The following is a 21989-nucleotide window of genomic DNA, read 5'->3' on the forward strand; positions in this document are numbered from 1 at the left end:
GTGTCAGCGGGTGAGGGCGGCCCAAGCGTCGGCGACGATGGTGCGCAGGCCGGTGTGCTCGGCCTCCCAGCCCAGCTCGCGCCGGATGCGCTCGGAGGACGCCACCAGCACTGCCGGATCGCCGGGACGGCGCTCGGCGAACTCGGCGGGGATCGCGTGCCCGGTCACCTCACGGCAGACCTCCAGCACCTCCCGTACCGAGAAGCCCGTGCCGCTGCCCAGGTTGTAGATGGCGTGCGCGCCGGGACGGCAGGCGTCCAGGGCCAGCAGGTGGGCCCGCGCGAGGTCGGTGATGTGGATGTAGTCCCGCACGCAGGTGCCGTCCGGGGTGGGGTAGTCGGTGCCGAAGACGCTCACCGACGGGCGGCGGCCGAGCGCGACGGCGAGCACGTTCGGGATGAGGTGGGTCTCGACGGCGTGCCGCTCGGCGTACACGCGCCCGTCGGCGGCGGTGTGGGCGCCGGCCACGTTGAAGTAGCGCAGGCTGACGGCGCCGAGGTCGTGCAGGCCCGCGTACGCGGTGAGGGCCGTGTCGACCGCCAGTTTGGAGGCGCCGTAGGGGTTGGTGGGACGGGTGGGGTCGGTCTCGACGATGGGTGTGCTCTCGGGCTCGCCGTAGGTCGCCGCGGTGGAGGAGAAGACGATGCGCCGCACCCCGTTCTCGCGCATGGCGTCCAGGAGGGCCAGCGCGTCGCCGAGGTTGCCCTCCCAGTACAGGCCGGGCTTCTGGACCGACTCGCCGACCAGCGAGCGCGCGGCGAAGTGCAGCACGCCGTCGAAGGCGGGGGAGAGCGCCTTGCCCGCCTCGGTGATCGAGCCCTCGACGAAGGACGCGCCCGGGGGGACCGCGTCGGCGTGACCGGTGGAGAGGTCGTCCAGGACGGTAACCTCATGACCGGCCTCGACGAGCTGGGTGGCCACGGCGCTTCCGATGTAGCCCGCGCCCCCGGTGACGAGCAACTTCACGTGACTGTTCCTTCCCGTTCGATTGTGTTTGATGTTGTTTGAAAGTGTAGGGCCTTTGCCCCGCTTATGCACCTCCGGACACGAGCGGCAGGCGCTTCAACAGGTACGCTGACAGATCATCGTGTGAGTCTCGTGTGAACGGACATCGATCGACGTGCACAACGTCGCGGCTAATATCGTCCTCGTCCTGGTCTTGGTACTGATCGGCGGGTTCTTCGCGGCGGCCGAGATGGCCATGGTCTCGCTGCGCGAGAGCCAGGTCCGCAGGCTGGCGGACGAGGGGCGGCGCGGCTCGCGCGTCGCCAAGCTGGCCCGTGATCCCAACCGTTTCCTGTCCGCCGTGCAGATCGGCATGACCGTGGCCACCGTGCTGTCCGCCGCCGTCGGCGCGGACACCCTCGCGGGCCAGCTCCAACCGCTCCTGGCCGGATCCTGGCTGCCCGCGCCCACCGCGCGCCCGCTGTCACTGGTCGTGGTGACCCTCGCCATCTCCTACGTCACCCTCGTGCTCGGCGAGCTCGCCCCCAAACGCCTGGCCCGCCAGCGCGCCGAAGGGCTGTCCCTGCTGGTGGCGCCCCTCCTCGACCGCATGGCCGCGCTGTCCCGGCCGGTGATCTGGGTGCTGTCCAAGTCGACCGACGGCGTCGTGCGCCTGCTCGGCGGCAACCCCCACGCCGACCGCGCCGCGATGACGACCGAGGAACTGCGCGACATGGTCGTCGGCCACCAGGAGCTCACCAAGGACGAGCGCGACCTCATCGACGAGGTCTTCACCGCCGGCAAGCGCCACCTGCGCGAGGTGATGCTGCCGCGCACCGAGGTGGAGTTCATGGCCGCCGACACGCCGCTCGCCGAGGCGGCGATCCTGGCCGCGGCCATGCCGCACTCCCGCTTCCCCGTCTACCGCGACTCCTACGATGACATCGTCGGGTTCGTCCACGTCCGCGACCTGCTGGACCCGGTGCTCACCGGGCGCATCGAACCGATCAGCGAGCTGGTGCCCATCCGGCCGGTCAAGCTGCTGCCCGCCAGCAAGCGGGTGCTGGCCACGCTCACCGAGATGCGCGACGACGGGCAGCACCTGGCCATCGTCGTGGACGAGTACGGCGGCACGGCCGGCATCGTCACCATGGAGGACCTGGTCGAGCAGCTCACCGGCGACATCCGCGACGAGTACGACACCGACGGGCAGTCCGTGCGCCTGGTGGCGGGCGAGATCGAGATCGAGGGCCTGACCAACTTGGACGACTTCGCGGGCGAGACCGGCATCCGGCTGCAGGAAGGGCCGTACGAGACGCTCGGCGGCTACATCATGGCCGCGCTCGGCCACCTGCCCGGGTTGGGGGAGCGGGTGGAGGGGCCCGGATACACGTTGGTCGTCACCGAGATGGACGGCCGCCGGGTGGCCCGGGTGCGGGTGATCAGGCGGATGGTCACGGCCGAGCCGCCGGAGACCGCCGACGACTGAGGGGCGCCGGGACGGGCGGGTCCGCCGACGGCTGAGGGGCGCCGCGTCACACGGCGCCCCCGGATCCTGACACAATTGTGTGCTATGGCCAGACCTCGTGTTCTCTCCGGCATCCAGCCCACCGCCGACTCGTTCCACCTCGGCAACTTCCTCGGCGCCGTGCGCCAGTGGGTCGGCATGCAGGAGACCCACGACAACTTCATCTTCATCGCCGACCTGCACGCGATCACGGTGCACCCGGCGCCCGCCGAACTGCGGCGCCGCACCCGCGTCTCGGCCGCCCAGCTCTTCGCCGCCGGTATCGACCCCGAGCGCAGCACGCTGTTCGTGCAGAGCCACATCCGCGAGCACAGCGAGCTGGCGTGGATCCTCATCTGCCAGACCGGCATGGGCGAGGCCGCCCGCATGACGCAGTTCAAGGACAAGGCGGCCAAGTTCGGCGAGAGCTCCGCCGGGGTGGGCCTGTTCACCTACCCGATCCTCCAGGCGGCGGACATCCTGATCTACCAGGCCGACCAGGTGCCGGTGGGTGCGGACCAGAAGCAGCACGTCGAGCTCACCCGCGACCTCGCGCAGCGCTTCAACAGCCGGTACGGCGAGACGTTCACCGTCCCGGAGCCCTACATCGTGAAGGAGGTCGAGCGCATCGCCGACCTCCAGGACCCGCTGGCCAAGATGTCCAAGTCGTCCTCCAGCCCGCAGGGCATCCTGGACGTCCTGGAGGAGCCGGGCCCGCTGCGCAAGAAGATCATGCGCGCGGTGACCGACACCGGCTCGGAGGTCGTCGCCGACGAAGTGAACAAGCCGGGCGTCACCAACCTGCTGCGCATCCAGTCCGTGCTGACCGGCACGTCGATCGCCGACCTTGAGAAGCGCTACGAGGGCCAGGGCTACGGCACGTTCAAGAAGGACGTCGCCGAGGTCGTCATCGACGCCTTCGCGCCGATCCGCGAGCGCACCGAGAAGCTCCTGGCGGACGAGGCCGAGCTCGACCGGCTGCTCGCCGTCGGCGCCCGCCGCGCCTCGGCGATCGCGCGCCAGACCATGGAGGCCGTCCGCGAGCGCGTGGGGTTCCTCCCCCAGCTCTGAGCCGCCTTTCCCGACCTTCGTGACGTTCTTGGACAGCAACGTCATGAAGGTCAGGGGCGGGGTTTCTTCCCCGTCCGATGACCGTGCCTGTCCGCATACCGTACGCCTGCTGGGTAGGTGGCCAGGATGGGGAGCGTGTGGGCCGGGCTCATGCGGCGCGTCGAGGCCGTCAAAGAGTGGGGCAGGATCCGGACCGAGCTGTCCCGCGTCCGCTGGCCCTGGCTCGACCATCTGATCCGCACGTTCCACCGCTACCAGAGCCTGCGGGGCGACCGGCTGGCGGGCGCGGTCACGTACTTCGCGTTCCTGTCGTTCTTCCCGCTCATGGCGCTGGCCTTCGCCGTGTTCGGGTACTTCTTCGCGGTCAACCCGGACGCGCTGAACACCCTGGAGGCCGCGATCAACCGGCAGCTTCCCGGGCTGGCCGGACAGCTCCAGATCAAACAGCTCGCCGAGGCCCGCGCCGGGGCGGGCGTCATCGGCCTGCTGGGCCTGGCCTACGCGGGCATCGGGGCCGTGGACGCGCTGCGCGACGCCCTGCACGAGATCTGCGTGAGCTGCGAGCCGCCGATGAACTGGTTCGCGGCCCGGCTGCGCGATCTGGCGGGCCTCGTGATGATCGGCCTCACGCTCGTGCTGTCGGTGCTGGTCGGCGGCTTCACCGCGCAGGCCACGGGGACGGTCCTCGGCTGGTTCGGGGCGCAGGACTCGCTGCTCGGGACCGTGCTGGTGCGGGCCGCCGGTGTGCTGATCAGCGTCGGCGCGGACATGCTGGTCTTCCTGATCATCCTGTGCTGGCTGGCCAGGATCCGCCAGCCGTGGCGGTACCTGCTCGAGGGCGCGCTGCTCGGCGCGATCGGGTTCGGCGTGCTGAAGCAGGTCGCGACGCTCCTGCTCTCGCACACCCTGTCCAACCCGATCTACGGCGCGTTCGCCGTGGTCGTCGGCCTGCTCATCTGGATCAACCTGTCGGCGCGCTGGGCGCTGTACGTCGCGGCATGGACGTCCACCGCCGGCGGTGCGCCGCCGCCCGAGCCCACCCCGGCCCCGACCGGCGGGTACGAGTGACCGAACGTCAGGGGGTCAGGCTCTCGTCGCCGGTACGGGCGGGCGGCCCGCCCGGCCGGGAGCGCCGGCGCACGCCGTACACGACCCAGGCGGCGCCGCCGAGCAGCCCGACCGCGACCACCAGGGCCCCGATGCCCACGACCGGCGAGTCGTGCGCGGCCTCGACGGGCTTGGCGGGCGCCGGGGTCACCTTTGCGGGGCCGCCGACGGGCTTGGTGGGCTTGACCTTCGGGACGGGGGAGACCAGCGTGCCGACGGGCTGCACCTTGCCGCGGGCGGCGAAGCCCCAGTCGAGCAGCTCCTGCACCTCGTTCCAGAACGACCCCTCGTGGCGCATGACCGAGACGATGATCGTGTGGCCGTCGCGGCGGGCGGCGCCGACGAAGCTGCCGAGCGCCTTGGTCGTGTAGCCGTTCTTGACCCCGATCATGCCGGGGTACTTGCCGAGCAGCTTGTTGTGGTTGGCGATCTCGTAGTGCTTGCCCTCGGGCGCGGGGAACTTGGCGATCTTGGTGCCGACGTACTCGCGGAAGTCGGCGCCGGCGAGCCCCGCGCGGGCGATCAGGGCCAGGTCGTAGGCCGAGCTGCTCTGGCCGGGCTGGTCCAGGCCGTTCGGCGTCTTGGCGACGGTGTCGAGGGCCTGGAGCCGCTTGGCCTCGGCGTTCATGTCGGTGAGGGTGCGCGCGAGGCCGCCGTTGGCCTCGGCGAGCGCCACGGCGGCGTCGTTGCCGGAGACCATCATCAGCGCGCGGAGCAGGTCGTGCACCTTGTAGATCTTGTTCGGGGTGAGGCCGACGGCGCTTCCCTCGATGTTGCACGCGTCCTGGCTCGGCTTGATGATCTTGTTCTTGTCCAGGCGGGGGATGAGGGTGACGGCCGTGAGGATCTTCAGGGTGCTGGCGGGCGCGTGCCGTCCATGGGGGTCCTTGGCGGCGAGGATCTCGCCGGTCTCGGCGTCGGCGACCAGGAAGGAGGACGCCTCGCTCTTGGGTAGTGGCTTGGCGCCCGCGCCGCCCGCCCCGCCCGCGCCGACAGCGCCGACGATGATGCCGCGCTGTCCCAGCATGACGCCGCCGATGGGCGTGCCGTCGTCGGAGGCGGCGCGCGCGTGGGCCGGGGTGACGAACGCGAGTCCCCCGATGAGCGTGGTCGCTACTGCTACGTGCTTCATCCCCATAGGGAACTCACTGTAGCTTTGTCGCTTTTCGCATGGGGCAAGACACGACAAAGATCGCGAAGGTGCTGGTCAGGAAGCGTGGCGGTACCATGAAGGAGGTGAAGATGACCCGACGCGTCGCCGCGTTCCTCCTGGCCCTGGCCGCATTCATGGTCTTCGAGTGGATCAACCTCGGCTTCAACCTGGCCGACGGCCACCCCACGGCCTTCTACGTGGTGCACGGCATTCTGATCGCGGTGAATCTGATCCTGGCCCTGGTGGTCGCGGCCCTCGGCTGGCGTGCCTGGCGTGCCGCCGGACGTGAACGCGGCATATAAGCCCTCCTGCGCGGGCAGAGATGGTTAACGACCATTTTGCGGTTGACCATGCTTGCATGGGTGCCGTCTCCGCTTTGGTAGCCGACGCCCGGAAAACCGCAAGTGACGGAGTACTGGGGTAACCCTACGGGTTGGCCGATTCCGCTGCGTAGCGGAAACTCGGCCTGAGACCATTGCCTTGGAGGCGTGCCGTGACAATCGAGTTCAATCCATCGCGCGGCCCGACGCTGGGCGTCGAATGGGAACTCCAACTTGTCGACAGACGCACGAGACGTCTCCGCCAGGACGCCCGCCAGGTACTCGAGGCGATCCCCGAGCTGAGCGAGAGCCCCCGGCCCAAGGTGATGCACGAGCTGATGCAGTCCCAGCTCGAGATCATCACCGACGTCTGCCACACCGCGTCGGAGGCCGTCGAGGACCTCCGGCGGACGATCGAGCGCGTGCGCCAGGTCGTCGAGCCGCGGGGGATGTCCCTCGCCTGCACCGGCACGCACGCCATCAGCGACTGGCGCGACGCGGTCTACGCACCGGTCCAGAGGTACGCAGAGCTGGTCGAAGAGATGCAGTGGCTGGCATGGAGGATCCAAACATTTGGCGTACACGTCCACGTCGGGGTGCGGGAAAGGGATAAAGTCATCCCCATCGTCAACGCACTTGCGGCCTACCTGCCGCATTTCCTCGCGCTGACGGCCTCCAGCCCGTACTGGGGCGGCCAAGACACCGGGCTCGCCTCCAGCAGGGCCATCGTCTTCGGCGCGCTGCCCACCGCCGGGCCGCCACAGACGCTGGCCGACTGGGCGGAGTTCGAAGAGTACATGGACACCCTGAAGCGCGCGGGGACCATCAAAAGCATCAAAGAGGTGTGGTGGGATATCCGGCCACACCCTGACTTCGGCACGATTGAGATTCGAATGTTCGACGGTATACCGACGCTCCGAGAGGTCGGGATGGTGACGGCGTTGTCGCAGTGTCTGATCCAGCAGTTCGATCAGCAGCTCGACCGGGGCTACCGCCTGCCGCACCCCGCTCCGTGGGTCGTGCGCGACAACAAGTGGCGCGCCACCCGCTACGGCCTGGACGCCACGGTCATCACCGACGACAACGGCACCACCGCGCCCGTCCGCGACATGCTGTACGAGCTGACGCGCGAGCTGGCGCCGATGTCCGAGCGGCTCGGCTGTGCCGACGAACTCGCCGTCGTGTCAGACGTGCTGGAGCAGGGCAACTCCTGCGAGCGCCAGCGCGCGATTCTTTCCGGAGGCGGCACTCTTGACGACATCGTGGACGCCACGCTCGTCGAGCTCGCGGAGGACCGCTTCGTCACCACAAATCTGAGGATGTCGAACGGGGCGATCGGCCATGCTGGCACGTGATCTACGGGGGGAGCTCGACGCTTTCCTGAGGGTCCATGAGGGCCCTCTCATAGATTTCCGGCGCGACCTTCACGCTCACCCCGAGCTCGGGTTCGTCGAGCACCGCACCACCGAGCGCATCGCGGAGCGGCTCACCGAGGCCGGCCTGACGCCGGTGACGCTGCCGCGGGGTACCGGCCTGATCTGCGACATCGGCAGCGGCGACGGTCCCACCGTCGCGCTGCGCGCCGACATCGACGCGCTTCCCCTCCCGGACGAGAAGGACGTCCCCTACCGCTCGACGGTCCCCGGCGTCTGCCACGCCTGCGGCCACGACGTCCACACCGCCATCGTCCTCGGCACCGGCCTGTTCCTCGCCGGGCAGGCGGCGGCCGGGCTGCTCCCCGGGCGGGTCCGCCTGATCTTCCAGCCCGCCGAGGAGGTCATGCCCGGCGGCGCGCTGCGCGTGCTGGAGGCCGGGGGCATCAACGGCGTCGACCGCATCTTCGGCCTGCACTGCGACCCCCGGCTGGAGGTCGGGCGGCTCGGCCTGCGCGTCGGCCCGATCACCGGCGCCTGCGACAAGGTCACCGTCCGGGTCGCCGGCCCCGGCGGCCACACCGCCCGCCCCCACCTCACCGCCGACCTGGTCTTCGCCCTCGCCAAGATCGTCACCGAGCTGCCCGCCGCGCTGAGCCGGCGTGTGGACCCCCGCGTGTCGCTGTCGCTGGTCTGGGGACGGGTGCAGGCCGGCTCGGTCGCCAACGCCATCCCCGACGACGGCGTGGCCGAGGGCACGATCCGCTGCCTGGACGAGCAGGCGTGGCACGAGGCCCCCGACCTGTTCAAGTCCCTGCTGGACTCGGTGGCCATCGCCTACGGCGTCGAGGCCGAGATGAACTACATTCGCGGCGTCCCCCCCACCATCAACGAGGCGACCAGCGTCCACATGCTGCGTGACGCCGCGGGCCAGGTGCTCGGCCCCGACGCCGCCGTCCCCACCCCCCAGTCGCTCGGCGGCGAGGACTTCGGGTGGTACCTGGAGTCGGTCCCCGGCGCGTACGCCCGGCTCGGCGTGCGCACGCCCGGCGACACCCGCCGCATCGACATCCACCAGGGCACCTTCGACGTCGACGAGAAGTGCATCGGCGTCGGTGTGGGCGTGCTGGCCGCAACCGCGCTCACCGCGCTGTGGGACGGTGCCCGCGCGCCCGCCGCCGAGGCAGCCGAGCCCGTCACCGCCTGAGCCCGGCCAGGTCCACCGGGGGCCCGTATACGGCGCCCCCGGTGCCTGATCGCGTGGTTTCGCAGGTCACAGGGCGGACTGAGCTGCATAACGGACCTATTTCGGACCCGGGCTGCGGTTTGGTCAACACCGGGCGAACAACTATCTTCCGTGCAGGGTTGCCGTGCGTTCCTTCGCGCGTGCACACGAGTTGGACGGCGAAGACACGGAAGGAGTCACCTTGCTCCGCGATCACGCAAGCAAGTTGGCCGCCACGGCGGCGGCGGGGGCCATGCTCATGGCCGTCGCGGCCTGCGGTGGCAGCAGCGACACCGGCACGGACACCGCGACGCCCGGGACGTCGAGCGCGGCGAGCTCGGCCCCCGCGGCCGGGGGCCCCAAGGTCGGCCTGGCGTACGACATCGGCGGCCGGGGCGACCAGTCGTTCAACGACGCCGCCGCGGCGGGCCTGGAGAAGGGCAAGGCCGAGCTCAAGATCTCTGAGACCAAGGAGCTCGAGGCCAGCCCCGGCGAGACGGGCGCGCAGAAGGAGCAGCGCCTGCGCCTGCTCGCCCAGACCGGGCACAACCCGATCATCGCGGTCGGTTTCGCCTACTCTGACGCGATCAAGAAGGTCGCCGGCGAGTTCCCCGACACCAAGTTCGCGATCATCGACGACGCCGCGGCCGGGCCGAACATCTCCAACCTGGTCTTCGCCGAGAACGAGGGCTCCTTCCTGGTCGGCGCGGCCGCGGCCCTGAAGTCCAAGAAGGGCCACATCGGCTTCGTCGGCGGCGTCCAGGTGCCGCTGATCAAGAAGTTCGAGGTCGGCTACACCAAGGGCGCCCAGGCCGTGAAGCCGGACATCAAGGTCGACGTCAAGTACCTCACCCAGCCGCCGGACTTCGGTGGCTTCAACGACCCGGCCAAGGGCAAGACCGCGGCGCAGGGCATGTACGACGCCGGCGCCGACATCGTCTACCAGGCGGCCGGTGGCTCGGGCGGCGGCGTCTTCGAGGCCGCCAAGGCGGCCGGCGCCAAGGCCATCGGCGTCGACTCCGACCAGGCGCTCACGGCCGACCCGAGCGTGCGCGACGTCATCATGACCTCCATGCTCAAGAAGGTCGACGTCGCGGTGTTCGACTTCCTCAAGAGCTTCGTGGACGGCACGGTCAAGGCCGGCGCGACCACCTACGACCTCAAGGCGGGCGGCGTCGACTACTCGACCACCGGCGGCCAGGTCGACGACATCAAGGCCAAGCTCGACGAGTACAAGCAGAAGATCGTCAACGGCGAGATCACGGTTCCCTCCCAGTGACGCGCTGAACGAGCCAGGGGGCCCGGTGGCCGTACTACCGGGCCCCCTCGGCTACCGTCGGTACCGCCCGCCCGGGGGTCGTGTCCGTCCACAAGGCGAGCCGGTGCTCCAGGAGGCTCCCCGTACGCGAGCGTGCCCGGCCGCGGCCTTGAGACGCTCACGTGGTCGGACCCGATCCCGCCTGTTCCGCCCCGCACCCCCGTGCTCCGCCCCAGTTACCGCCCAGTACCGCCCTGGTACCGCCGACCAGGCCGACCGGCACGCCCACGAGGCCCATCCGTCCGCCAACGAGGCCATCCGCATGGAGGAGGCCGCCATCAGCACCTCGACTTCTTCGGCCAGCACCGCCGATCCCGGCATCGAGCTCGCCGTCGAGCTGGAGGGGATCACCAAGAGGTTCCCCGGCGTGGTCGCCAACCGCGACATCCGCCTCAGCGTCCGGCGCGGGCACGTTCACGCCATCGTCGGCGAGAACGGCGCCGGCAAGTCCACGCTCATGAAGATCCTTTACGGCATGCAGCGGCCGGACGAGGGGGAGATCCGCGTCAACGGGGCGCCGGTCCACTTCCGCACGCCGACCGACGCCATCGCCGCCGGGATCGGCATGGTGCACCAGCACTTCATGCTGGCGGACAACCTCACCGTCCTCGAGAACATCATCCTCGGCAGCGAGCCGCGCAGGTTCGGCGGCGCCATCGACTTCGCCGCGGCCCGCCGCAAGATCAAAGAGATCTCCGACGCCTACGGCCTCGGCGTCACCCCCGACGCGCTCGTCGAGGACCTCGGCGTCGGCGCGCGGCAGCGGGTGGAGATCCTCAAGGTGCTCTACCGGGGCGCCCGCATCCTCATCCTGGACGAGCCCACCGCCGTGCTGGTGCCCCAGGAGGTCGACGAGCTGTTCGACAACCTCCGCGGCCTGGTCCGCGAGGGCCTCACCATCATCTTCATCTCCCACAAGCTGGACGAGGTGCTCTCGGTCGCCGACGCCATCACGGTGATCAGGCGCGGCACCACCGTCGCCGGCGTCACCCCCAAGGACGTCACGGCGCGGCGGCTGGCCGAGCTCATGGTGGGCAGCGAACTGCCGAGCCCCGAGACCCGCGAGTCCACCGTCACCCCCGACGTCGCGCTGGCCGTACGCGGCCTGACCGTGCGCGGGGACGGCGGGCGGCCGATCGTGGACGACGTCTCCTTCGAGATCCACAAGGGCGAGGTGCTCGGCATCGCCGGCGTCGAGGGCAACGGCCAGGCCGAGCTCGTCGAGGCCATCATGGGCATGCGCCCGGCCGAGGGCGTGATCACGCTGGGCGATCAGGACATCTCCGCCTGGTCCACGCTGCGCAGGCGCGAGGGCGGCATCGGCTACATCCCCGAGGACCGCCACCGGCACGGCCTGCTGCTGGATGCCCCGCTGTGGGAGAACCGCATCCTCGGCCACCAGACCCGCAAGCCCAACGTCAAGGGGCCCTGGATCGACCGGGCCGGCGCCCGGGCCGACACCCAGCGGATCGTCGACTCCTACGACGTCCGCACCCCGGGCATCGACGTCATCGCCGCCGCCCTGTCCGGCGGCAACCAGCAGAAGCTGATCGTCGGGCGGGAGATGAGCGGCGACCCCGTCGTCCTCATCGCCAGCCACCCCACGCGCGGCGTGGACGTCGGCGCCCAGGCCGCCATCTGGGACCACCTGCGGGCCGCGCGCGCCGCCGGGCTCGCCGTCCTGCTCATCTCGGCCGACCTGGACGAGCTGATCGGCCTGTCGGACTCCCTGAAGGTGATCCTGCGCGGGCGCATGGTGGCCGACGTCGACCCCGCCGACGTCACCCCCGAACGGCTCGGCTCGGCCATGACCGGCGCCGGGGCGGGCGGCGACCGCGACACACCCGCCCCCGAGCAGCTCGGCCCGGCCGCGACCGGCGCCGGGGAGGAAGCATGAGTTCGTCCTTCACCGACCGTTTGCTCGGCAAGGTCAGGCTCGGCGGCCTGCTGGCGCTCGCCGCCCCGCTCCTCGCCATCGTGTTCGCCGGCGTCATCACCTCGATCATCCTGGCGCTCACCGGCAACCCGCCGCTGGAGACGCTGCGGCTGCTGGTGGACTACGGCACGCAGTCCCGCACGATCGTCAACATCATCAACCTGGCCACGACCTACTACATCTCCGCGCTCGCCGTCGCCGTGGGCTTCAGGATGAACCTGTTCAACATCGGCGTCGACGGCCAGTACCGGCTGGCGGCACTGATCGCGGCGGCCGTCGGCGGCGCGCTGGTGCTCCCGGCCCCGCTGCACGTCGGCGTCACCATCCTGGTCGCCGTGGCCGTCGGCGGCCTGTGGGCGTCCATCGCCGGGCTGCTCAAGGTCACCCGCGGCGTCAGCGAGGTCATCTCCACGATCATGCTGAACGCCATCGCGACCGGCGTCGGCGCCTGGCTGCTCACCACCGACCGGCTCGCCGTGGCCGTGTCCGGCAGCAACAACATCGGCACCAAGCCGATCCCGCCGTCCGGCCAGTTCCCTGGGTTCGCCCTCATCCCCGGCACCCAGGCCAAGGTCTTCGGGTTCGCCGTGGTCGCGGTCCTGCTCGGCGTCGCCTACTACGTGCTGTTCAACTGGACCCGCTTCGGCTTCGACATGCGCGCCACCGGCCGCTCGGAGTCGGCCGCGGTCGCGAGCGGCGTCAGCGTCAAGAAGATGGTGCTCGTCACGATGATCATCTCGGGCGCGGCGGCCGGGCTCGTGGGCATGCCGCAGCTGCTCGGCGCGTCCTACAGCTACAGCCTGGACTTCCCGACCGGGCTCGGCTTCACCGGCATCGCCATCGCCCTGCTCGGACGCAACAACCCGGTCGGCATCGCGATCGGCGCGCTGCTGTGGAGCTTCCTCGACAACTCCTCGGAAATCCTCGACCTGGAGGGCATTCCGAAGGAGATCGTGACCATCATGCAGGGCACGATCGTGCTCTCGGTCATCATCGCCTACGAGCTGGTCCACCGATACCGCACGACCGCCGAGCAGCACCGGGTGAGCCGCCAGCTCTCCGCGGAGTCCTCCTCCGCGCCCGGCTCCGGCTCCGCGTCCCGCTCCGAGTCCGACTCCGAGTCCGACTCCGCGTCCGAGGAAGGAGCGAAGGCGTGACCACCGTCTCCGATGCCCCCGCGACGGCCCCGGCACCCCCCGGCGCCCGCCGCCCCCGCCGGAACTGGCAGATCCTGCTGCTCGGCCTGCTCGCCCTGCTGGTCATGATGTCCATCGCCCGCGTCGTGACCGGCGCGGGCGACATCACCTCCGGCGGCACGATCGGCGCCGCCGTAGGCCTCGCCGTGCCCATCGGCCTCGCCGCGCTCGGCGGCCTGTGGTCCGAGCGGTCCGGCGTGGTCAACATCGGCCTCGAAGGCATGATGATCCTCGGCACCTGGTGCGGCGCCTGGGGAGCCCTCACCTTCGGCACGTGGGGCGGCGTGCTCGCCGGCGCCATCGGCGGAGCGCTCGGCGGCCTGCTGCACGCCGTGGTGACCGTCACCTTCGGCGTCGACCACATCATCTCCGGCGTCGCCATCAACATCCTCGGCCTCGGCGCCACCCAGTACCTCTCCAAGCTGGTCTTCACCGGCATGAAGGGCGGCGGCGAGACCCAGTCGCCGCGCATCCCGGCGGTGGCCGACGTCAGCGTGCCCGGCATCGGCGGCCCCTTGCTGGACCTGGAGAACCGCCACCTGTTCCTGGTGTCGGACCTGGCCGGCGTGCTGCGCGGCATCACCCAGGACGTCTCGCTGTTCACCATCGTCGCCGTGCTGCTGGTGCCGATCAGCTTCTACGTGCTGTGGCGCACCGCGTTCGGGCTGCGGCTGCGCTCCTGCGGCGAGCGGCCGGTCGCGGCCGAGTCACTGGGCGTCAACGTCTACTTCTACAAGTACGTCGCGGTCGTGATCTCCGGCGCGCTGGCCGGGCTCGGCGGCGCGTTCCTGTCGATGGTCGCCGCGGGCATCTACCGAGAGGGCCAGACCGGCGGCCGTGGCTTCATCGGCCTGGCGGCCATGATCTTCGGCAACTGGCGTCCCGGAGGGCTCGCCGGCGGCGCGCTGCTGTTCGGCTACACCGACGCGTTGCAGCTGCGCCAGGGCGGCACGTCCGTCCACGCCCTGCTGCTGGTGGTGGCGATCATGCTCGCGGGCTTCGCCGTCTACCAGCTCGTCCGGCAGAACCGCACCTGGGCCGCGCTGATCACCGCCGTCTTCGCGGTCGCGGTGTTCGTCGTGTTCGCGATGACCGACACGGTGCCCGAGCAGTTCACCTCGTTCACCCCCCACCTGACCACGCTGCTCGTGCTGTCGCTGGCCTCCCAGCGGCTGCGCATGCCGGCGGCGGACGGCGTGCCGTACCGCAAGGGCCAGGCCAAGTGACCTGCCGCGTGCGCGTGAAACCCGGAGGGATAACGTGAGCGACGTGACACCGGACGAAATCGACTGGGACGCGCTGCGCGAGCGGGCCACCGACGCCATGGCGGGTGCCTACGCGCCGTACTCCAAGTTCCCGGTCGGCGCCGCCGCGCTCGTGGACGACGGGCGCGTGGTGACCGGCTGCAACGTCGAGAACGCCTCCTACGGCCTCGGCCTGTGCGCCGAGTGCGGACTGGTCTCCGCGCTGCACGCCTCAGGCGGTGGGCGGCTCGTGGCGTTCACCTGCGTGGACGGCCACGGCGAGCTGCTCATGCCCTGCGGGCGCTGCCGCCAGCTCCTGTTCGAGCACGGCGGGCCCGAACTGCTCGTGGAGACCCCTGAGGGACCGTGGAGGCTGGCCGATCTGCTGCCGTTCGCCTTCGGCCCCGACGACCTCTCGCGCGGCGCCTGACCCGCCCCGTTCGGGGTTCCTGGGCGTGCCGCCTGGGTGCCCCGCCCTTGATGTCTTGCGGCGGGTATCTCGTCCGATATCCGCCTTTCCACCACCGTTCACCGTTCCGGGGAGTCAGTAGTCCATGGACGCGATCGACGTCATCGTCACCAAGCGGGACGGCCGCGCGCTCTCGGCCGAGCAGATCGCGTGGGTGGTCGACGCCTACACGCGCGGCGAGGTGGCAGACGAGCAGATGTCCGCGCTCGCCATGGCCATCCTGCTCAACGGCATGGAGCGGGAGGAGATCGGCCGGTGGACCGAGGCCATGATCCGCTCCGGCTCCCGCATGGACTGGTCGGGGCTCGACCGGCCGACCACCGACAAGCACTCGACCGGCGGCGTCGGCGACAAGATCACGCTGCCGCTGGCCCCGCTGGTCGCCGCCTGCGGCGCGTACGTCCCCCAGCTCTCCGGGCGCGGCCTCGGACACACCGGCGGCACCCTGGACAAGCTGGAGTCCATCCCCGGCTGGCGGGCGTCCCTGTCCAACGACGAGATGCTCGGCGTCCTGCGCGAGGCCGGCGCGGTCGTGTGCGCGGCCGGAGACGGGCTCGCCCCCGCCGACAAGAAGCTGTACGCGCTGCGCGACGTCACCGGCACCGTCGAGTCGATCCCGCTGATCGCCTCGTCCATCATGTCCAAGAAGATCGCCGAGGGTACGGGCGCGCTCGTGCTCGACGTCAAGGTCGGCTCGGGCGCGTTCATGAAGAACGTCCAGACGGCTCGCGAGCTGGCGCGCACGATGGTCGACCTCGGCACCGACCACGGCGTGGCGACGATCGCCCTGCTCACCGCCATGGACCGCCCACTCGGCCTCGCCGTGGGCAACGCCCTGGAGGTCGAGGAGTCCGTCGAGGTGCTCGCGGGCGGCGGCCCGTCCGACGTGGTCGAGCTGACCGTGCGGCTCGCGCGCGAGATGCTCGCCGCCGCCGGAATGTCCGGCAAGGACCCGGAGACCGCCCTGAAGGACGGCTCCGCCATGGACGCCTGGCGCCGCATGATCACCGCCCAGGGCGGCGACCCGGACGCCGCGCTGCCGAAGGCCCCCGAGACCCACGAGGTCACGGCCCCCGCCTCCGGGGTCCTGGCCAGGCTCGACGCCTACGGGGTCGGGCTGGCGGCGTGGCGGCTCGGCGCCGGCCGCGCCCGTAAGGAGGACGCGGTGTCCTTCGGCGCCGGCATCACCCTGCACGCCAAGCCCGGGGACACGGTCCACGAGGGCCGGCCCCTGATGACGCTGCACGCCGACGACGCCGGCCGCTTCGACCGCGCCCTCGAGGCCCTCGACGGCGCCTACGAGGTCGCCGACGCCCCCGACCCGACCCTCCTGCCTCTGGTAATCGACCGCATCACCGCCTAATGGGAGCTACCGTGTCGGCTGATCGGGCAGACTCGGTGCCCGGTAGCCGCTGGTGAGCGAGCACTCCCACCGCCTGGATGTACTCCCCTCCCTCGCTGACGGCCGGAGATCACATACGTGAGGCGAAGCCATGGCCAAGGCCATGATCTGGGCGGATGACATTATCGGCAGGCGCAATGTCTCGAATGGCTACCGCAGGATCGGAAGATAGTGCCCCTGCTGAACTGCCGGGCTCTACGTCATGGCTCCTCGCAGGTGGGGCAACCCACCACGGGTGGGGCTGCTGGACGCCACCGGATGTTTCCGGCACGGTTCAGGTTGAAGGGGGGTGCCCAGTCCGGCTGGGGCCGCAGGGAGAAAATGGCGTGTTCGCCGGGCAGTTTCTGGTCGGCCCAACCGTGGCGCTCCAGGATAGTGGCCACCGCCGCTTTGGCCGCGAGTTGGCCGACGAGATGCAGATCGCCACCGACGGCGGTCATTGGTCGGTGGAGTGTTCCGGTGCCATACCCGGCGTCGATGGCTGGCTCAGGGTCAATGCCTCCCACGCTGCGGAGCGCTTGGCGCTGGCAGACCAAGCAGCCGTGGTCCTTCCACGGCCGCAGCCGCAGCAACTCGCCGAGGCCGCCGTCCTCAAGGACGCAGGCGAGAATGGCGTCGATACGTGCTCGCCTTGCGAGATGGCTGATCACACGGCGCGGTGCCACCCCATCAGCTGTACACACCACCAGGTCTGCCCGAGCAAGCAGCGGCCGGATCAGGTGGGCGTTGACCACCGCGTCGACCGGATATGAGATGACCTCGGTCTCCGGTCGGAGAAGTTCGAGGTCGGCGCGGAGTGCGGAGCCTTTTAGCCGGCCGACATGGGAGGGGCCGCTGACGTGGCGGACGAGGTTGCTCCACCGCAACCGGTCAGGATCGACCAGGATCAGCCTGCCCACCCCGTATGAGGCGAGTGCGTGCGCTGCCGCACCGCCGATACTGCCTAATCCGACAAGCACGATCGTGGTCGGTGTCAGATCCTTCAACGGCCAGTGGGGAATCAGTTGGGCATTGCCATAAACCGGAGGCTCACATTCAGTATCGAGGGGTGTCACACCTTCGTTCGAGACGTACCAGGCCACGAGATCCGGGACGTCCACATTGGGGAAACGTTCAGCGACACCCGGCGCGTAGGTGATTGTGATATATCCAGACTCTCCGGGATTTTTGAATCCTGACGTGATAGTGGACTTGAAACCGTTGAGCGTCAGCGACGTATTGGACCGGCGGCAGGCATACCACACCCCGTGTAGTTCGGGATCTACCCGATACCACAATCCACCATGACGAATATCCCCGGCGTGCAGGAAGTGGATCCGTCCCGGTTTGATCCCTACTGGCAATAGAGCGGTCGTCGGCCCGGACGAGATCTGGTACACGTACCCAGCGTTCTCGGCGTCGGAAACCTTAAATGTGACCATTCCCCAGGGGCCGCTGCTGCGGATACGGGCGGCGGCTTCCTGCGGGACCAAGATGATCAACGGATTCACGAGAGAAGCTGACCAGTACCGGATGTCGAGTTGTCAGAGGTGACGGGCTCCTGGACTGCGGCCCTAGCGAGAAGATGATCTAGTTGAGGGTCGTCAACTATGCCGTTCACGGTCATCCTTTCGATAGCACCGCGCTGCATCAGCTCGAATTCGACGCGCCACCCAGCTGCCTTGAGCAGCAGTTCCACTACGGAGTCCCGCCCGGTCCACGTAGCGTCGTCCTGGAACAGGCACAAACGCCCATCGCCCATGACATGCCAGCGCTGGTCCGTCCGCATCAGCAGGTCCGGCTCTGGGTCGAGCGGATGGATGGCTGGGGGAACCATGGGATACGCATGGCCGTAGAGCACGGCGACCTTCAGCCCTCTGAGTCCGATCATCTCGGCAAGACCCTGAGGTTCCGGACGGGTGAACGGCCAGCGAGGCAGCAAGCCCCGCCACTCGCCCGCACCGTCCGGTCGCCATTCAAGGTCGGGAAACCGCTCGCGTATTTCGGACTGGTCACGCGCTAGGCGGCGAGGCTCGCATTGCCACCACGTAACCGGCGCGCTGGCGCTGTTCTTCACGACGGGTCACCCTTGGGGTGCGTCACGCACAGGCCGAGTCGTGATCAGCGCGGGTCCAGTGATCGCCGACGAGGGGTTCTTCGCGGGGGCGGGGAAGTCCGAACCGAAGATCTCCTGCCAGGCACGCTGGGCATCGTCGCTGTTTCCGTTCGCTGCCTCGGCACACGCTCGGGCCGCGATTTCCGACGCGTTCTCCAGCGCCATACGCAATACGGCGATGTCTAGGTCCTGCTGGATCGGACCGCAGTGCCCGGCGGGGTCGACCACCCCCAGGTTTACCTCGACGGCAGCCGCGGTGAAGAAGGCACGCAGCGCCTCGGGCCGACTGCCCGAGCGTGGCATGCAGTTCAACGCAAGCACCTCCATAACCAGCGACTTGATCTCCGTTGGCGCAGAGTGACGCCACCGCTTCAGGACACGCACCATCGGCCGGAAGTACTCCCAGTCCCCTTGGTGGGCCGCGACAGCGCGGATCAGATACTCGGGGTCTACCGTGATCCACTCCTCGGTTGCCGCCTGCGGGACTAGGAGTGTGCCATCGGCCTGCCGGAACGCTGGCATCACGTCCACCGTGAAGGCGTCCGGGACCTCCGGAGGATCGATCCAGCACTTCACAGCATGGTTACGCCAACGCGTATACCGAACAAGCTGGTCGACCGTGCCATGGGTGGCGCCGAGCAGGTACTTCACACGCCCCCGGGTGTACTCCAGGGCTTCGGCGGCCGACTCGCCTGGTTGCCCCCAGTCAGGATGGTCGCCCGCGTTGTAGACAACCACAAGGTCGACGTCATGCACTGGGTCCAGCTGCGTGCTGCGTGCAAGCGATCCCGAGCCGAAGACCTCCGCGACGTCGGCCTCCGCGTTGATAGCCTTCTTGAAAACGTCCCGACGCTCACGCGCCACGTCAACGCGGTCCTTGTCTGCGTTCACGATCTGCTGGAAGTCATCAAACGCTTTCTCGATACCCATCGCACCCTCTTTCACAGGAATCTTCCGCTTCTCGCCCCTTATGGCAAGCAGGATTGATGCCGGACTGCCGTCGGGACTTAAAGGGACCCATCGGGGGGCAAACCGAGCCACTTTGGGTCTCCTATTCAGCCGTGCCATCGAGAGCAGCCAGCATATTCAGGGCCTATGGCATTTTCGTGCGGCAGAGCGGCAGCCACCACGGTGCTCCGGGCCGGACACACATTCTCGGCGGCACGTTTACCTCACCGCCTCTCACGCAAAATGCCGATCCAGACCTGACTCAGGCATGAATGGTGAAGGACTCTTCATAGACCTGCTCGGTTGCCACATCTTCGTAAACCACAGTGGGTCGCAGCCGGTTCCAGCGGTTTCCGAGCAGCAGGGCCAATCCCATGGGGCCAGCCTGGAAGAGGTGAATACGGGGATGACTCCGAACGACGCGGCGAAGGATGTCGCGGATACCGACCGCCAAAGCGTTGGCCGCAGCAGCCGTGGGGATGGAGTTGTCTTTTGCACCAGTTGGCGGCCGGAGCACCAGAAGCTGAGAGACCGGTACGTCCTGCTCTCGCAGAAATTGCAGAACGTCATCGGTAGGATCGGTAGCCACCGCGATGGCGACAGCCAGGTCCGGTCCTTGGCTTATCAGGTGCGTCTCCTGCGTTGGTGTGACCGCGATACCGTACGGCTCGGCGGATGACCATACCTGGCCGCGTTGCAGACAAGCAATGTCCGCACCAGTCACCATGCGGAAGGCACTGCCGGTCAGGAAAGCAGGAGCGAGCCGGAGGGTACCGGTCACCGCCACCGCTGTTGTCCCCGGGGGGAGATGATTGGGTGCGGCTTCGATCTCCTCCTGAAGCTGTGCCCAGGTCGCAGGGGCCAGGGGACGCCGCTTGGTGTAGGGAGAATCACCGTCGAAACGGTCGGACCAGTCAATGGCGTGGTCAGCGTCGGCAGCTTCGAGATCGGGTTTGAGAGTGGCGATGGACAGCACGGCGCGAGTAGGTCCCGCCCTGAGCTGCAGGGAGTCGATGGCTTCGGTGATCGTGTCCAAGGTCAACATCCGCTGGCCGTCGCGTACCTGGCGGGCCACCCAGTCGGCCCCGGCATGAATCGCCGGATCGTCCGCGCGCAGCCCGGCGGAAAGCATCAGCAGCTGTAAGTGTTCGCGAAGGTGGGTCTGGTCGCGGGCGAGATCGAAGCGAAGCACCTCGAGCAAGTTTTGAAGTTCAGCCTCGCTCAGGTCGGCATTGGCGGCCCACCGTTTGCGAGCTGCTCCCTTTTCGGATCTGGGGCCTTGTTGGCCTGCTTTGGGCATCAGTAACTGCGTGCGGGAATCGCGGAGTGAGACCAGCGGATCGCTGGGGTCAGGCGCTCGGTTGCTGATTAGCGCCATGTCTATGGGAGTACCATCGGCGGTGAGCTGCTGCCAGGTTCGGGCGATCTTGTTCAGAATCGATGGGCCGCCGGAGTCGCTTCGTCTGAGCAGATACTCCTCGTTTACTGGTGTGCTGCTGTCGACAGTGTATTTGACCTGGGCATAGGTGTGGGGTGGGACGGCGCGGTGCAAAACGACGTCGTCCAGGTTACCGACGCCGTCGCATTCGACGCCTACCGCGATGACCGGATTGCGTGCGCGAGTAGCGGCGTCGCGGAGGGCGGTTACGCATCCTTGCCAGGCTAGCCACCACTGGTACATGTCGCCGGCAATTCGGACCCCGGTCGCGCTAGGGGTGGGCAGAACAGTCATCGGGAGCCTTCCGTGAAGGCAGGGATGGGGGAGAGCTCCGTTGGCAAGGGTGAGTAGTTGTTCGTCGCGAACGGCTCATCTGGGAAAGCCTGCACGATAGCCGCTGGGATTAGGCGCTGGGTGAGGTCCGAGAAGGTGTAGCCGGGGCGGTCTCCGTTCGGGCTAGTCAGCTGGACGAGCTTGTCGAGGGTATCCGGGCGAGAGGTGATGCCCTGTAAGGCGTGAGCGAGCACGGCTCGGCGTTGCTGATCACCGGGTCGGGTGAAAGTGAAGGTTGCCGCCGTGCGGCGCATGAGGGCAGGGTCGAGCGCGCCAACACGGTTAGTGCACAGAACTATCAGGACAGGGAGATTGGCCCCAGCGAAGCTATCTACCCCGGCGAGAAAGGCATCCACTCCAACTCGGTCCTCGTGGTGCATCTGCTGAGCCTCGCGGGACTGAACGAGGGCGCCGGCTTCGTCGACGACCAGGATGAGGACACAGTTGACGCGTCGGGCGTCGCGCGACCGACGCCCCTGCTCATGCAGATGAGCAAAGGCATTTCCGATCAGTGCTGTCATCTCTCCGACTAGGCCGCTGCCGCGCGTGGCGAGCTTGAGCCTGTACAGGTAGACCGGCAGATTGAGGTGATCGGCCAGGTCGCAGCCGAACGACTCGGCCAGGGCAGACTTGCCCGAGCCAACATCTCCGGCGAAGACGAACAGGGGTGCCCGATCCGCGAACAGATCGAACGCTGCGAGAGCGGCGCCGGGGTGATGGTCTCGTGCCCATGCTCGGAGTCGGTGCGGATCGGCCAGCAGGATGGCCTCCTTACGCAGTCGGGCTTTCATGGCGTCCAGGCCGACGAGGCGGTCGTAACGTGCTCTCCGCGTGGGCTCGGGGAGCTCAATCACCGGGTAGAAGAGATCGTCCTGACTACTCACGTGTGATGTCCTTGATGCTGGAGGA

At 68.8% G+C, this 21989-nt stretch carries 19 protein-coding genes; 12 read left to right on the forward strand and 7 right to left on the reverse strand.

From position 1 onward, the window contains the following. Window positions 1-3 precede the first annotated feature (3 nt). On the reverse strand, window positions 4-966 hold the full coding sequence (gene galE / locus AB0M95_RS31630) for a UDP-glucose 4-epimerase GalE (protein ID WP_363772449.1): 963 nt from the start codon (window positions 964-966) through the stop codon (window positions 4-6). Between the two features lie 154 nt (window positions 967-1120). On the opposite strand from galE, the gene AB0M95_RS31635 reads away from it, so the two are divergent. The 3 genes from AB0M95_RS31635 to AB0M95_RS31645 all read left to right on the forward strand — a co-directional run bounded on the left by AB0M95_RS31635 (window position 1121) and on the right by AB0M95_RS31645 (window position 4591). Then, window positions 1121-2434, forward strand: a complete 1314-nt coding sequence (locus tag AB0M95_RS31635; protein WP_363772452.1) for a hemolysin family protein — start codon at window positions 1121-1123, stop codon at window positions 2432-2434. 84 nt (window positions 2435-2518) lie between these two features. Further along, window positions 2519-3523, forward strand: coding sequence for a tryptophan--tRNA ligase (gene trpS / locus AB0M95_RS31640; RefSeq protein ID WP_363772454.1), 1005 nt, complete (start codon window positions 2519-2521; stop codon window positions 3521-3523). Between the two features lie 126 nt (window positions 3524-3649). Continuing rightward, window positions 3650-4591, forward strand: coding sequence for a YihY/virulence factor BrkB family protein (locus AB0M95_RS31645; RefSeq protein WP_363772456.1), 942 nt, complete (start codon window positions 3650-3652; stop codon window positions 4589-4591). Between the two features lie 7 nt (window positions 4592-4598). Here AB0M95_RS31645 and AB0M95_RS31650 read toward each other — a convergent pair whose 3' ends face one another. Continuing rightward, window positions 4599-5762: a D-alanyl-D-alanine carboxypeptidase gene (locus AB0M95_RS31650; RefSeq protein WP_363772459.1), complete on the reverse strand. Its 1164-nt coding sequence runs from the start codon at window positions 5760-5762 to the stop codon at window positions 4599-4601. 110 nt (window positions 5763-5872) lie between these two features. On the opposite strand from AB0M95_RS31650, the gene AB0M95_RS31655 reads away from it, so the two are divergent. The 9 genes from AB0M95_RS31655 to AB0M95_RS31695 all read left to right on the forward strand — a co-directional run bounded on the left by AB0M95_RS31655 (window position 5873) and on the right by AB0M95_RS31695 (window position 16227). Beyond that, the gene (locus AB0M95_RS31655) at window positions 5873-6085 is read left to right on the forward strand and encodes a hypothetical protein (RefSeq protein WP_358524896.1); all 213 of its coding nucleotides are present in this window, start codon (window positions 5873-5875) and stop codon (window positions 6083-6085) included. Window positions 6086-6276: 191 nt separating this feature from the next. After that, window positions 6277-7458: a glutamate--cysteine ligase gene (locus AB0M95_RS31660; protein WP_363772462.1), complete on the forward strand. Its 1182-nt coding sequence runs from the start codon at window positions 6277-6279 to the stop codon at window positions 7456-7458. Continuing rightward, entirely contained in the window at window positions 7445-8683 is a 1239-nt protein-coding gene (locus tag AB0M95_RS31665) for an amidohydrolase (protein WP_363772465.1), read from the forward strand. Before AB0M95_RS31660 ends, AB0M95_RS31665 begins: the two co-directional genes overlap by 14 nt. Window positions 8684-8903: 220 nt before the next feature. Continuing rightward, entirely contained in the window at window positions 8904-9980 is a 1077-nt protein-coding gene (locus AB0M95_RS31670) for a BMP family ABC transporter substrate-binding protein (RefSeq protein ID WP_363772468.1), read from the forward strand. A 301-nt stretch (window positions 9981-10281) separates the two neighbouring features. Continuing rightward, window positions 10282-11916: an ABC transporter ATP-binding protein gene (locus tag AB0M95_RS31675; RefSeq protein ID WP_363772470.1), complete on the forward strand. Its 1635-nt coding sequence runs from the start codon at window positions 10282-10284 to the stop codon at window positions 11914-11916. Next, window positions 11913-13112, forward strand: coding sequence for an ABC transporter permease (locus AB0M95_RS31680; protein WP_363772473.1), 1200 nt, complete (start codon window positions 11913-11915; stop codon window positions 13110-13112). The genes AB0M95_RS31675 and AB0M95_RS31680 overlap by 4 nt, the downstream gene beginning before the upstream one ends. Further along, window positions 13109-14377 (forward strand): ABC transporter permease, encoded by a 1269-nt coding sequence (locus AB0M95_RS31685; protein WP_363772476.1) that lies wholly within the window; start codon window positions 13109-13111, stop codon window positions 14375-14377. The genes AB0M95_RS31680 and AB0M95_RS31685 overlap by 4 nt, the downstream gene beginning before the upstream one ends. A gap of 34 nt (window positions 14378-14411) precedes the next feature. After that, the gene (locus tag AB0M95_RS31690; RefSeq protein WP_358524877.1) at window positions 14412-14825 is read left to right on the forward strand and encodes a cytidine deaminase; all 414 of its coding nucleotides are present in this window, start codon (window positions 14412-14414) and stop codon (window positions 14823-14825) included. Window positions 14826-14949: 124 nt separating this feature from the next. Continuing rightward, window positions 14950-16227 carry a thymidine phosphorylase gene (locus tag AB0M95_RS31695; RefSeq protein ID WP_363772479.1) on the forward strand — a complete coding sequence of 426 codons (1278 nt, stop codon included), beginning with the start codon at window positions 14950-14952 and terminating at the stop codon, window positions 16225-16227. Window positions 16228-16466: 239 nt separating this feature from the next. Here the strand turns inward: AB0M95_RS31695 and AB0M95_RS31700 are convergent, their stop codons facing one another. The 5 genes from AB0M95_RS31700 to AB0M95_RS31720 form a co-directional block, all read right to left on the reverse strand. Further along, window positions 16467-17756 carry a ThiF family adenylyltransferase gene (locus AB0M95_RS31700; RefSeq protein ID WP_363772482.1) on the reverse strand — a complete coding sequence of 430 codons (1290 nt, stop codon included), beginning with the start codon at window positions 17754-17756 and terminating at the stop codon, window positions 16467-16469. After that, window positions 17753-18322 (reverse strand): hypothetical protein, encoded by a 570-nt coding sequence (locus tag AB0M95_RS31705; RefSeq protein ID WP_363772485.1) that lies wholly within the window; start codon window positions 18320-18322, stop codon window positions 17753-17755. Before AB0M95_RS31705 ends, AB0M95_RS31700 begins: the two co-directional genes overlap by 4 nt. A 6-nt stretch (window positions 18323-18328) precedes the next feature. Further along, window positions 18329-19291 carry a hypothetical protein gene (locus AB0M95_RS31710; RefSeq protein WP_363772488.1) on the reverse strand — a complete coding sequence of 321 codons (963 nt, stop codon included), beginning with the start codon at window positions 19289-19291 and terminating at the stop codon, window positions 18329-18331. A gap of 280 nt (window positions 19292-19571) precedes the next feature. Then, window positions 19572-21041, reverse strand: coding sequence for an SAVED domain-containing protein (locus AB0M95_RS31715; protein WP_363772491.1), 1470 nt, complete (start codon window positions 21039-21041; stop codon window positions 19572-19574). Continuing rightward, the gene (locus AB0M95_RS31720; protein ID WP_363772494.1) at window positions 21038-21964 is read right to left on the reverse strand and encodes an AAA family ATPase; all 927 of its coding nucleotides are present in this window, start codon (window positions 21962-21964) and stop codon (window positions 21038-21040) included. The genes AB0M95_RS31715 and AB0M95_RS31720 overlap by 4 nt, the downstream gene beginning before the upstream one ends. Window positions 21965-21989 lie beyond the last annotated feature (25 nt).

It is taken from the genome of Sphaerisporangium sp. NPDC051017, from assembly GCF_040683095.1.
GTDB lineage: Bacteria > Actinomycetota > Actinomycetes > Streptosporangiales > Streptosporangiaceae > Sphaerisporangium.